The sequence below is a fragment of the Pseudomonas californiensis genome, from assembly GCF_021147775.1.
GTDB classification, from domain to species: domain Bacteria; phylum Pseudomonadota; class Gammaproteobacteria; order Pseudomonadales; family Pseudomonadaceae; genus Aquipseudomonas; species Aquipseudomonas californiensis.
In genome coordinates this window covers 69,599-81,891 of sequence record NZ_JAGTPK010000001.1, presented here as the reverse complement: position 1 = coordinate 81,891, position 12,293 = coordinate 69,599, and the positions used below count along the sequence as shown (strand labels likewise).

General features: G+C 58.1%; 13 protein-coding genes. 8 read left to right on the top strand and 5 right to left on the bottom strand.

Annotated features, from left to right (window positions below):
* Window positions 1-81 precede the first annotated feature (81 nt).
* The 4 genes from KDX37_RS00430 to KDX37_RS00415 are packed head-to-tail and all read right to left on the bottom strand — an operon-like array spanning window position 82 to window position 2,930.
* Window positions 82-816 (bottom strand): amino acid ABC transporter ATP-binding protein, encoded by a 735-nt coding sequence (locus KDX37_RS00430; RefSeq protein ID WP_231650610.1) that lies wholly within the window; start codon window positions 814-816, stop codon window positions 82-84.
* Entirely contained in the window at window positions 803-1,453 is a 651-nt protein-coding gene (locus tag KDX37_RS00425; protein WP_231650997.1) for an amino acid ABC transporter permease, read from the bottom strand. The genes KDX37_RS00430 and KDX37_RS00425 overlap by 14 nt, the downstream gene beginning before the upstream one ends.
* Window positions 1,450-2,115: an amino acid ABC transporter permease gene (locus KDX37_RS00420; protein ID WP_231650609.1), complete on the bottom strand. Its 666-nt coding sequence runs from the start codon at window positions 2,113-2,115 to the stop codon at window positions 1,450-1,452. Before KDX37_RS00420 ends, KDX37_RS00425 begins: the two co-directional genes overlap by 4 nt.
* Before the next feature lie 29 nt (window positions 2,116-2,144).
* A complete protein-coding gene (locus tag KDX37_RS00415) occupies window positions 2,145-2,930 on the bottom strand; it encodes a transporter substrate-binding domain-containing protein (protein ID WP_231650608.1) in 786 nt (261 codons plus the stop codon).
* A 250-nt stretch (window positions 2,931-3,180) separates the two neighbouring features.
* Here KDX37_RS00415 and KDX37_RS00410 point away from each other — a divergent pair, with 250 nt between their 5' ends.
* From KDX37_RS00410 to KDX37_RS00385, 6 genes are all read left to right on the top strand, one after another.
* Complete coding sequence (locus tag KDX37_RS00410; RefSeq protein WP_231650607.1) at window positions 3,181-3,885, top strand: FadR/GntR family transcriptional regulator; 705 nt, start codon at window positions 3,181-3,183, stop codon at window positions 3,883-3,885.
* 121 nt (window positions 3,886-4,006) lie between these two features.
* Window positions 4,007-4,336, top strand: a complete 330-nt coding sequence (gene trxA, locus KDX37_RS00405; RefSeq protein WP_231650606.1) for a thioredoxin TrxA — start codon at window positions 4,007-4,009, stop codon at window positions 4,334-4,336.
* 229 nt (window positions 4,337-4,565) lie between these two features.
* Window positions 4,566-5,825 (top strand): transcription termination factor Rho, encoded by a 1,260-nt coding sequence (gene rho, locus KDX37_RS00400; protein ID WP_032625122.1) that lies wholly within the window; start codon window positions 4,566-4,568, stop codon window positions 5,823-5,825.
* A 129-nt stretch (window positions 5,826-5,954) separates the two neighbouring features.
* Window positions 5,955-7,421 (top strand): 4-hydroxy-3-polyprenylbenzoate decarboxylase, encoded by a 1,467-nt coding sequence (gene ubiD, locus KDX37_RS00395; RefSeq protein WP_231650605.1) that lies wholly within the window; start codon window positions 5,955-5,957, stop codon window positions 7,419-7,421.
* Window positions 7,421-8,389, top strand: a complete 969-nt coding sequence (locus KDX37_RS00390) for a CDP-6-deoxy-delta-3,4-glucoseen reductase (protein ID WP_231650604.1) — start codon at window positions 7,421-7,423, stop codon at window positions 8,387-8,389. Before ubiD ends, KDX37_RS00390 begins: the two co-directional genes overlap by 1 nt.
* A 209-nt stretch (window positions 8,390-8,598) precedes the next feature.
* Window positions 8,599-9,267 (top strand): gamma-glutamylcyclotransferase, encoded by a 669-nt coding sequence (locus KDX37_RS00385; protein WP_231650603.1) that lies wholly within the window; start codon window positions 8,599-8,601, stop codon window positions 9,265-9,267.
* A gap of 16 nt (window positions 9,268-9,283) precedes the next feature.
* Here KDX37_RS00385 and glpT read toward each other — a convergent pair whose 3' ends face one another.
* On the bottom strand, window positions 9,284-10,633 hold the full coding sequence (glpT, locus tag KDX37_RS00380; RefSeq protein ID WP_231650601.1) for a glycerol-3-phosphate transporter: 1,350 nt from the start codon (window positions 10,631-10,633) through the stop codon (window positions 9,284-9,286).
* Window positions 10,634-10,906: 273 nt separating this feature from the next.
* On the opposite strand from glpT, the gene KDX37_RS00375 reads away from it, so the two are divergent.
* Together KDX37_RS00375 and KDX37_RS00370 are read left to right on the top strand one after the other, a co-directional pair.
* Complete coding sequence (locus KDX37_RS00375; RefSeq protein ID WP_231650599.1) at window positions 10,907-11,599, top strand: energy transducer TonB; 693 nt, start codon at window positions 10,907-10,909, stop codon at window positions 11,597-11,599.
* Window positions 11,600-12,241 (top strand): TonB family protein, encoded by a 642-nt coding sequence (locus tag KDX37_RS00370; protein WP_231650597.1) that lies wholly within the window; start codon window positions 11,600-11,602, stop codon window positions 12,239-12,241. It begins immediately after the preceding gene.
* Window positions 12,242-12,293: the final 52 nt, after the last annotated feature.

The following is a 12,293-nucleotide window of genomic DNA, read 5'->3' as shown; positions in this document are numbered from 1 at the left end:
CAAGCTCACTCCCACAGCGATTGAAGCATTTGCGAGAGATGCGCCCTCTGAGGGTCAGCAAGTAAAGCGCAGGGCTGGATATCAGGCGTGCTCTACGCTGCCGATGAAGTTGGCCAGCTCTGGGGTTTTGGGGTTGGCGAACAGCTCTTTCGGATCGCCCACCTCATGCACCTTGCCCTGGTGCATGAACACCAGCTTGTCGCCCACTTCACGGGCGAAGCGCATTTCGTGGGTCACCATGATCAGCGTCATGCCATCGGCAGCCAGTTGGCGCACCACGCTGAGCACTTCACTGACCAGTTCCGGGTCAAGCGCCGAGGTGATTTCGTCGCACAGCAGTACCTTGGGCGACATGGCCAAAGCCCGGGCAATCGCCACACGCTGCTGCTGACCACCGGACAGACGATCCGGAAAGGCATCGAACTTTTCCCCCAGCCCGACACGCTCCAGCATCTTTCTTGCCAGAACAGCGGCGTCGGCCTTGGACACTTTCTGTACAACCTGAGGCGCGAGCATCACGTTTTCGCCCACGCTCAGGTGCGGAAAAAGGTTGAACTGCTGGAACACCATGCCGACCTTCTGACGCAGAGTGCGCAGATCGGCGCGCGCAGCGTCCAGGTACTCGCCATCCACTTCGATCACGCCGTCGTTGATCGACTCCAGCCCGTTCAGTGTGCGCAGCAGGGTACTTTTGCCCGAACCACTGCGACCGATGATCGCGACCACCTGGCCTTCTTCGACGGTCAGATCGATGCCTTTGAGTACGTGATGATCGCCGTAGTATTTATGCAGGGCGGAAATTCTAAGAAGAGGCATGCAGTCTCCTTTCCAGATGGCGCGCACACAGCGACAAGGGATAGCAAAGGATGAAATAGCCCAGGGCGACGAAGCCATAGACCATGAAAGGTTCGAACGTGGCATTGGCCAGCATGCTGCCGGTCTTGGTCAGCTCGGTGAAGCCGATGATCGAGGTCACCGCAGTGCCTTTGACGACCTGCACCGAAAAACCGACCGTGGGCGCAACGGCAATGCGCAGCGCCTGAGGCAGAATCACATAACGCATCTGTTCGAGCGGTGTCAGTGCCAGGCTGGCAGAAGCTTCCCACTGGCCTTTGGAGATCGACTCGACGCACCCACGCCATATTTCCGCCAGATAGGCGCTGGTGAACAGCGTCAATGCCAGCGCAGCCGCAGCCCACGGCGAAATATCCATGCCCATCAGGGCCACGCCGAAGAACACCAGAAACAGCTGCATCAACAGCGGGGTACCCTGGAACAGTTCTATATATAAGGTGGCGGCCACACGTGGGCCGGTTTTCTGCGATGTGCGCATGCCCATCACCAGCAGGCCGATAAGACCGCCGCCGATAAACGCGACCAGCGACAGGGCCACTGTCCATTGCAGGCCGGTCAGCAGGTTGCGCAGGATGTCCCAGAGGGTGAAGTCCATCAGCGGCTCCTCGAGATGTAACGACGCCCGATCCATGCCAGCAACTGGCGGATCAGCAGCGCCATGCACAGATAGATAAGCGTGGTCACAATGTAGGTCTCGAACGACCGGAAGTTGCGGGACTGAATGAAGTTGGCGAAAAAGCTCAGCTCCTCCGTCGCAATCTGCGAGCACACCGCTGAACCGAGCATGACGATGATGATCTGGCTGCTCAATGCCGGCCAGACCTTGCCCAGTGCCGGGACGAGCACCACATAGCGAAACGCCTCGTAGCGATTCATCGCCAGTGCTGCCGCGGCCTCCAGCTGACCTTTGGGAATCGCCTGAATGCCGGCCCGCACGATCTCCGTCGAGTAGGCACCCAGATTGATGACCATCGCCAATACGGCGGCCTGCCATTCCGAAATCTGCACGCCCAGCGACGGCAGACCGAAGAAGATGAAGAACAACTGGACCAGAAACGGCGTATTGCGGATCAGCTCTACGTACACCGCGAAGATCGTCGCAAAGGGCTGGATCTTCCAGGCCCGAACGACAGCGCCGACGATCCCCAGGCTGACGCCCAGCAACGTGCCAATGGCGGTCAGTTCCAGCGTGAACAAAGCCCCGCGCAGCAGCAGATCAATGCTCTGCAGGACCGGTGTAAAGTCGAAGTGATAAGCCATTGGCGGGTCCTGTGATCAGTAAACGTTGATCAGAGATCGCTTGGCAGAGGCTGCTTCAGCCAGGTCGTCGACGCTTTTTCCAGCGTGCCGTCAGCTTTTGCCGCATTAAGGATTTCGTTGACCTTGGCCAACAGCTCTGGCTGACCCTTGTTCACGCCAACATAGACAGGCGAGTCCTTGAGTTTCACTTTCAGCGCCGGAATACGCTTGGGGTTGCGTTCACTGATAGCGACCATGACCACGTTACCGCTGGCAATCAGGTCGGTCTGACCAGCCAGGTAGGCGGCGATGGTCGAGTTGTTATCTTCAAAGCGCTTGATGGTTGCGCCTTGAGGGGCAACGGCCGACAACTCGATGTCTTCGATGGCGCCACGGGTAACGCTGATGGTCTTGCCATTCAGATCAGCGATGTCTTTGATCGGCGCATCAGGTGGCCCGAACACCGCAAGATAGAAGGGTGCGTAAGCGCGGGAGAAGTCGATGACCTTCTCGCGATCCGGGTTTTTACCCAGGCTCGAGATCACCAGATCCACCTTGCCAGTCGTCAGAAACGGAATACGGTTGGTGCTGTTGACCGGCGTCAGCTCCAGCTTGACCTTCAACTTGTCTGCCAGCAGTTGTGCGGTGTCGATGTCCAGACCACGTGGCTTCATGTCAGGACCGACCGAGCCGAACGGCGGGAAATCCTGAGGCACTGCGACCTTCAGGGTGCCACGCGCTACAACATCGTCCAAGCCATTGGCATGGGCTGGGGTCTGGCTCAGCATCAGACTGGCAAACAATGCAGTAAGCAGGGCGCTGTAACGCTTGGTCATGAGAAATCTCCGGGCGGAACGAAAGATGTTGGCCAATACCCAGTGCACAGCCCATGCCATCGCGCATATTTCATCCTGTTTTCAAGGCTCTCAGCTCGTTTTTGGTCTTACTGGTCTGAACAGTTGCCACGCACTGCGCCCCGCTTTGGCGCGCCGCCAGACCACGTCGCCCCAGCGCTGGGCATCACTTGCCGAATGGGTCGGATGGCGATAAAAGGGATTTTTACTGGACTGACTGGCCTGAACAGTGATGCCGCAAAATTCGCTCGCAGTACCTGAATCAGCCCTCAGAGCAATCCGCAAATTGATTGCCGAGCAAGGCTACAAGCCGGGGGACAGCCTGCCGTCGCAGCGCGACCTGGCAGTTTTGCTGGGTGTCAGTCGTGCGTCCCTGCGCGAGGCGCTGTCGTCACTCAGCGCCCTGGGCGTGGTCAGCGTGCAGCCCGGCAAGGGCGTCTTCGTACAGTCAAATTCTGAACCAGAACAGCGCACGGGCGGATTTTCATGGCCTTTCGATGCTCAGGTTTCCCCGGCGGACACCTTTCAGTTGCGATACGCTCTTGAAGGTTTCGCTGCGGGGCTGGCTGCCGTGACACTGACCGCCGACGAACGGGACGTGCTCGAAGACAACGTCGAAACCATGCGTCTGGAACTGCGCGCCGGTGATTTCGAAGCCGCCGCCCGGCTGGATTTCGAGTTCCACAGGCATATTCTGGTGGCCAGCGGTAATCAGGCCATGCTGGGAATCGTCACGGCAGGTGCGGACATCTTCCTCGAAAGTCAGAAAATGCCTTTCATTCGGGCGTCCAGAGTCATGGAAACCTGGCAGGAGCACCGCAAGATTCTCAAGGCGCTCGCCCGTCACGCTTCGGGGTCATCGCAAAAAGCCATGCAGGAACATATAAGAGGCGCGGCGCTGCGCACTGGAATTGTCTTCGTCTCGCCTTCCAACTGAGGATGCGCTATACCCTGAGTAATGCGCGCCCATAGCCAGACTCAATGAACCTTCGCTTCCTGAATGGCATTAGGGTCGCTATGATGGACGTCATTTTTCACCTACGACCTCGGAGACTTCCATGAGTAGCGATAAGATCAAACACGTCACCGACGCCAGCTTTGAAGCCGATGTGCTCAAGGCTCAGGGTCCGGTTCTGGTTGACTATTGGGCCGAGTGGTGTGGCCCATGCAAGATGATTGCCCCGGTTCTGGACGAAATCGCCGGCACTTACGAAGGCAGACTGACCATAGCTAAGCTCAACATCGATGAGAATCAGGAAACCCCGGCCAAGCACGGCGTGCGCGGTATCCCGACATTGATGCTGTTCAAGAACGGCAATGTTGAAGCGACCAAAGTGGGCGCTCTGTCGAAATCGCAGCTGGCTGCGTTCCTCGACGCCAACATCTGAAGCGTTCCAAAGCCCCGCGATCTGCGGGGTTTTTTTGGGCACCGTACTAGACGCCTCAAAAATCAAGTGGTACATTCGGCCCCGCAACGGCTTCTCCGTTGCCCCCTGCTAGCTGTCGCCGACTCTCTCCTTTCGATTTAGTACGCGACCCTGTCGCCTTCTCTGCGGCGCGGCCTCATTAAGCCAAAAGCTTAATTTCCCCCTCCATACATGATTACGTCATCCCTATATGAACCTGACTGAACTCAAGCAAAAGCCGATTACCGATCTGCTCGAAATGGCCGAACAGATGGGCATAGAAAATATGGCCCGTTCGCGCAAGCAGGATGTGATTTTCTCCCTGCTCAAAAAGCACGCTAAAAGTGGCGAGGAAATTTCAGGTGATGGCGTGCTGGAGATCCTCCAGGACGGCTTCGGCTTCCTGCGCTCTGCAGACGCGTCCTACCTGGCCGGCCCAGACGATATCTACGTCTCCCCAAGCCAGATCCGCCGTTTCAACCTGCGTACCGGCGACACCATCGTTGGCAAGATCCGTCCTCCAAAAGAAGGTGAGCGTTATTTCGCTCTGCTCAAGGTCGACACGATCAACTACGACCGTCCGGAAAACGCCAAGAACAAGATTCTGTTCGAAAACCTGACGCCGCTGTTCCCGACCATACGCATGAAGATGGAAGCCGGTAACGGTTCCACAGAAGACCTCACCGGTCGCGTGATCGATCTGTGTGCACCTATCGGCAAAGGTCAGCGTGGTCTGATCGTTGCACCGCCGAAGGCGGGCAAGACCATCATGCTGCAGAACATTGCGTCGAACATCACGCGTAACAACCCGGAAGTGCATCTGATCGTCCTGCTGATCGATGAGCGTCCGGAAGAAGTAACCGAAATGCAGCGCACCGTGCGCGGCGAAGTGGTTGCCTCGACGTTCGACGAACCGCCAACCCGCCACGTGCAGGTTGCCGAAATGGTGATCGAGAAGGCCAAGCGCCTGGTCGAGCACAAGAAAGATGTCGTTATCCTGCTTGACTCCATTACTCGTCTGGCTCGCGCCTACAACACCGTCATTCCGAGCTCCGGCAAGGTACTGACCGGTGGTGTCGATGCTCACGCCCTCGAGAAGCCAAAGCGTTTCTTCGGTGCTGCGCGAAACATCGAAGAAGGCGGCTCGCTGACCATCATCGCTACCGCGCTGGTTGAAACCGGCTCGAAGATGGATGAAGTCATCTACGAAGAGTTCAAGGGTACCGGCAACATGGAGCTGCCTCTTGATCGCAAGATCGCTGAAAAGCGCGTGTTCCCGGCCATCAACATCAACCGCTCCGGCACACGCCGTGAAGAGCTGTTGACCGCTGATGACGAACTGCAGCGCATGTGGATCCTGCGTAAGCTGCTGCACCCGATGGACGAGGTAGCGGCTATCGAGTTCCTGATCGACAAGCTCAAGCAGACCAAGACCAACGACGAGTTCTTCCTGTCCATGAAACGCAAGTAACAGACAGGTAGATTCGAAAAAATGGCGTCCTTCGGGACGCCATTTTTTTTGCCTGCATGCCGGTGATTAGCTGCCTTGACGAGCTGGAGCAGGTAGGATGTGCGTCTATTTGGATAAGTGGCCGGGTTAATGAAATTCAAAGATCTAAGGGATTTCGTGCAGCAGCTTGAGCAGCGCGGAGAGTTGAGACGCATTCAGATGCCGATTTCGCCCGTGCTGGAAATGACCGAGATCTGCGACCGCACCCTGCGTGCAAAAGGCCCGGCCCTGTTATTCGAAAAACCGGTCGGCTTCGACATTCCGGTGCTCGGCAATCTGTTCGGAACGCCCGAGCGCGTGGCCATGGGCATGGGCGCCGAGGCTGTCAGCGAGCTTCGCGAGATAGGCAAGCTGCTGGCCTTCCTGAAAGAGCCCGAGCCACCCAAGGGTCTTAAAGACGCCTGGTCCAAGCTGCCTATTTTCAGAAAAGTCATTGCCATGGCGCCCAAGGTCGTCAAGGACGCACCTTGCCAGGAGATCGTCATCGAAGGTGATGACGTGGACCTCGGCATGCTGCCGGTCCAGACTTGCTGGCCAGGGGACGTCGCGCCGCTGATCACCTGGGGCCTGACCGTCACCAAAGGGCCGAACAAGGAGCGTCAGAACCTCGGTATCTATCGCCAGCAAGTGATTGGCCGCAACAAGATCATCATGCGCTGGTTGAGCCACCGTGGCGGCGCACTGGACTTCAGAGACTGGTGCGTCAAGCATCCCGGTGAGCCTTACCCGGTTGCCGTCGCGCTGGGTGCAGACCCGGCGACCATTCTTGGCGCTGTGACGCCTGTGCCGGACAGCCTGTCCGAATACGCGTTTGCCGGCCTGCTGCGCGGCTCGCGTACCGAACTGATCAAGTGCCGGGGCAGCAACCTGCAAGTGCCTGCCAGCGCCGAAATCGTGCTGGAAGGTGTGATCCATCCGGGCGAAATGGCGCCTGAAGGCCCTTATGGCGACCACACAGGCTATTACAACGAGGTCGACAGCTTCCCGGTGCTGACCGTCGAGCGCATCACACACCGCGTCAAACCTATCTACCACAGCACCTACACCGGCCGTCCGCCTGATGAGCCGGCCATTCTGGGTGTCGCCTTGAACGAAGTGTTCGTGCCGATCCTGCAAAAGCAGTTTCCGGAGATCGTTGATTTCTACCTGCCGCCCGAAGGCTGTTCGTATCGCATGGCCGTCGTGACCATCAAGAAGCAGTATCCCGGCCATGCCAAACGCGTGATGCTGGGCGTCTGGTCGTTCCTGCGGCAGTTCATGTACACCAAGTTTGTGATCGTGACCGACGACGACATCAACGCCCGTGACTGGAACGACGTGATCTGGGCCATCACAACACGCATGGACCCCAAGCGCGATACCGTGATGATCGACAATACGCCTATCGACTACCTGGACTTCGCCTCGCCGGTGTCCGGGCTGGGCTCGAAAATGGGGCTCGACGCCACCAACAAGTGGCCAGGGGAAACCACCCGGGAATGGGGCAGGGCAATCGTCAAGGACGAAGCCACCACACGCCGGGTTGATGAAATCTGGTCTCAGCTGGGTATAGATTGATGCGTGTAACCTTGCAGCCGTCAGGTGCGGTGCTGGAAACCTTGCCGGGCGAGCGAATTCTCGACGCAGCACAGCGTCTGGGCTATGAATGCCCGCATAGCTGCCGTAACGGTAACTGCCATGTCTGCTCGGCCTTGCTGGTCGAGGGACGGGTCCTGCAGTCCGGACAGGAACATAACCATGGTGAGGTTTACACCTGCCTGGCTGAGCCACTGGAAGACTGTGTGGTGCTATGGGATGGCGTGCTGGCCAAAGGCGAACTACCCGTGCGCAGCTTTGCCTGCCAGCTCAGCGAATGTGTCGAGATCGGCGGAGATGTCTGGCGTATCGGCCTGCGTGCACCCGCAGGCAAGGCGCCGCGCTACCACGCCGGGCAGTACCTCATGATCGAGCGTGAGAACGGCGAGAAGTCAGCGTTCTCCATCGCCTCAGCGCCTCATCAAGGCCGCGATATTGAGCTACACGTGCTGGTTCGAGAAGACAGCGCACGCAGTCTGATCGAGCAACTTCAGCGCAACCGGATGGCGCGTGTCGAGCTGCCCTTCGGCGACACCCATCTGGCCGAACTGCCCAACGGTCCGCTGGTGCTGATAGCTGCCGGAACCGGCATGGCGCAGATGAACAGCCTGATCGAGCACTGCCGTGCCAAAGGGTTCACTCACCCGGTTCATCTGTATTGGGGCGTGCGGCGGCCAGAGGATTTCTACGACGTCAGCCACTGGGATGAATGGACGAAGCTGCCCAACCTCTTCCTGCACAAGGTCGTCAGTGATTTGTGTGGCTGGGAAGGACGTTGCGGCATGCTGCATGAGGCGGTCTGCGATGACATGAAAGATCTGTCATCCGTTCATGTCTATGCCAGCGGCTCGCCTGCGATGATTTATGGCACACTCGACGCACTGGTCAGCGCCGGGATGGATGCTCATCAGATGCGCGCCGATGTGTTTGCTTATGCACCGCGCCCATAAAGCCTGACTAACGGCCATACAGCTGGATTGCAAATTGCTTCATCCGTTTAAAGCATATGGCGATGTCAAATCATCGCCGTATGGGCTTTGACAAGGCAGGCACTGGGTCTGCAGCAACAAAACCGCACCACGACACCCTGATGTCGCTCGCCCATGAGTGAGTCAGCAGGGCTCGGTAAAGACTGGCAGCCAAGCTGTCAGGGAGGCAAATGGAGAATCCAATCAACGAATTGGCCGCCGCTGTGCACGACGGTCTCGGCCTGACGTACCCGCCTGTTATTGATATGGGTCCGCAATTGACTCGCGAGCAACTGCTCGCATCCATGAAAGCCACCATGCTGCAGCACAAAGGCGGCCCGGTCTGGCTGTTCGCTTACGGATCACTGATCTGGCGCCCCGAATGCACCGCTGTCGAGCAACAGCGTGGGCGTGTGCATGGTTACCATCGCGGGCTTTATCTGTGGTCACACGAGCATCGCGGCACGCCAGAGGTGCCTGGGCTGGTATTCGGCCTGGACCGTGGCGGTTCGTGCACGGGTTTCGCCTACCGTCTGCCGGATGAATGCCTGGAAGAGTCGCTGCTGGCACTGTGGCAACGGGAAATGCCTTATCCCTCATATCGCCCACACTGGCTCAACTGCCGACTTGAAGATGGCAGACGTGTGCAAGCGTTGGGGTTTGTGCTGGAGCGGCATTTGCCGAGCTACGCAGGCAACCTGCCAGACAGCGTGCTGAGCCAGGTGCTGGCCAGCGCCAGCGGGCGGTACGGAACCACCCGCGAATACGTCGAACAGACGGCCCTGGCCCTGCGTAGCCACGCCATGCCAGACCTGAATCTGGAGGCGCGGCTCAAGCGCTGCTGGTCAGAAGCCGTCTGAGGTCAGGCTTCTGGTATCAGGCTTTGGTATCGCGTGATGTACTTGCGATCTGCTTGTGGCGCAACGTAGGTGCCAGAAACACCATCGCCAGGATACAAGCGCCGATCAGCAACACGAAGCCGCCGTCCCAGCCGAAGTGGTCCACGGTGTAACCCATCGCGGCACTGGCTGCGACCGAGCCACCCAGGTAACCGAACAGCCCTGTAAAGCCAGCTGCGGTACCAGCAGCCTTCTTCGGTGCCAGTTCCAGCGCCTGCAGACCGATCAGCATCACCGGGCCGTAGATCAGGAAGCCGATCGAGACCAGAGCGATCATATCGACCGTCGGGTTGCCTTCAGGGTTTAGCCAGTACACCAGCGTCGCGATGGTCACCAGAAACATGAACACCATGCCGGTCAGGCCACGGTTGCCCTTGAAGATCTTGTCCGACATCCAGCCGCACAGCAGCGTGCCCGGAATACCGGCCCACTCATACAGGAAGTAAGCCCACGAGGTCTTGTCGACCGTGAAATGTTTGGCTTCCTTCAGGTAAGTCGGTGCCCAGTCCAGCACGCCATAACGCAGCAGGTAGACAAACACGTTCGCCATCGCGATGTACCACAGGAATTTATTGCGCAGCACGTATTTGACGAAGATTTCCTTGGCGCTGAATTCGTCTTCGTGGCTGGCATCGTAGCCTTCCGGGTAATCGTTCTTGTAGTGCTCGATCGGCGGCAAGCCTACCGATTGCGGCGTGTCACGCATGGTTGCAAACGCAAACACGGCAACCAGCAAGGCAACGGCCGCCGGGACGTAGAATGCCGCGTGCCAGTCATTGGTCCAGCCCATGCCCAGCAGGAACAGTGGACCGATCAGGCCGCCACCGACGTTGTGCGCCACGTTCCACACCGACACCACACCGCCGCGTTCTTTCTGCGACCACCAGTGCACCATCGTCCGCCCGCTCGGCGGCCAGCCCATGCCTTGTGCCCAGCCATTGATGAACAGCAGCACGAACATGATCGTGACGCTGGACGTCGCCCACGGCGCAAAACCGAAGATGAACATGATCCCGGCCGACACCAGCAAACCGAACGGCAGGAAATAGCGCGGGTTGGAGCGGTCGGAGATGATCCCCATCAGGAATTTCGACAAGCCATACGCAATCGCAATAGCCGACATCGCCACGCCCAGCTGGCCGCGCGCGTAGCCCTCATCGATCAGGTAAGGCATCGCCAGCGAGAAGTTTTTACGCAGCAGGTAGTAACCGGCATAGCCGATAAAAATACCAGCGAAGATCTGCCAGCGCAGACGGCGATACGTGCTGTCGACCTTTTCTTCGGGAAGGGGTGCCTGGTGCCTGGCGGGGCGGAAAAACCCAAACATGGAGAAGCTCCTGGTTATTGTTTTTTTGCGAAAGTGAATATTACATTTTCATTACAGAAAAAAGCACTGCCTTTTGGCTGAAATACACCCCTAAACAGGCGGTCTCGCATGTTGTTTTACGAACGCACAGAAGGTTTAACGATTCAGCTGGTGAACAGGAGCGGTCCTACGGCCGTATAAGAAATCGTGTCCTTATATGTTTATAGAGGCCCCTTCTAGTATCGCGACATGGATGCCATGCGGGCAGTTACGTCGCGATGAGCAGGGGTTTTGATGAAGTGGATTGTGGTTATTCTGGTGGTTTCAATGGCGTTGATGGCGCTGCCGATTTACGCAGCAGAAGCGTTTCTGGTGCCGATGTACACGCCCCAGCCAGCGTTTCCCGTCGAACTGGTGAAAGCCCGCTACGCCGGAAAGGTGCGTGCTCAACTGGTGATCAAGTCCGACGGCTCAGTGCATGAAGCAAAGGCGTTTGAAAGTGGGCATCCGCTCATGACGTCGTCTGTGGAGCAAACGCTCAGGGAATGGCGCTATAAACCCTGGATCGGCACCGTCGGTGCGCCGCCGTTCACCAGCATTACCGTGCCGGTGATTTTTGGTTCCCACGGGTACCGACGTTTCAATACAGAGGTCAGTGTAGGGTTGGGCGACATTCGCTGCGGCTACCTCAATCACGAAGTGCAGTCCGTCCGGCAGGACTCCCCCGACGAATCATTGAGCAAAGTTGATGTGTTCTGGTACACCGGCCAAGTGCTGTTCAGCAGCCATGTTGCGCATCGCCATACAGAGCACGAGCGCAAGGCGTTGCTTGAGCAGTTGAGTGATTCGATCCCGATGATTGTCAGTCACTGTGAACACAACCCTGATCACCGCTACGGCGACTACCTGCCTGCATCGATCAAGGCGCTGTTGGTCGGGACGGCTGAGCCGGGCTTTTCCGTCGGGCTGACGCAGGAGGCTCGTTGAATGAGGCTCAAACTCCACGCGGCGTGGTTGCTGCTTAGTCTGGCCGGCGTCGCACACGGTCTGCCTTCCTATCTCGTCCCGCGTCATCTGCCTGATATTGAATACCCGCGCAGCCTGCGCCTTTCAGCAGTGACCGGCGTCGATGTCAGCGTACGGGTATTCATCAAGGCTAGCGGAGAAGTCCGGTTCCTTGAGGTTCTGAACACCACCAATCCAGCCATCAATGCTGCCGCCAAACACGTCGTCGAGCAGTGGCGCTTCGAGGCGTGGGAGCCTCCCGCTTCCCATCCCGAAGGCGAAAACGTGACCGTGACCTATCAGTTCGCTGAAGCGGTGCCTTCTCGTCCTCCGCTGAATGAAAACGCTGATCTCAGGAAGGTGATGTGCAGCCAGATCAATCGTGAGTCAAGGCAGAAAGACTCGCTTGGCACGCATGCGCCTTACGAGCTGGACGTGTTTCTCAGGACTGAGCGTTACCTGTCCAGCGGCCCCGTCGCACAACTGTTTCTGTCTCTGGACGAACGCGATGCCTTGGTGCGTGATTTGCTTCAGGCGGTGCCGACGGTAATCGCGAGTTGTCGGGATAATCCTGGGCGGCGATATGCGGACCATTTGCCGGAGCGTGTTCGGCAGTCATTTTAAAGGAAGCTGCTGGAACGTGACGCCAGTTCGGACGACGAAATCACGACCTGGC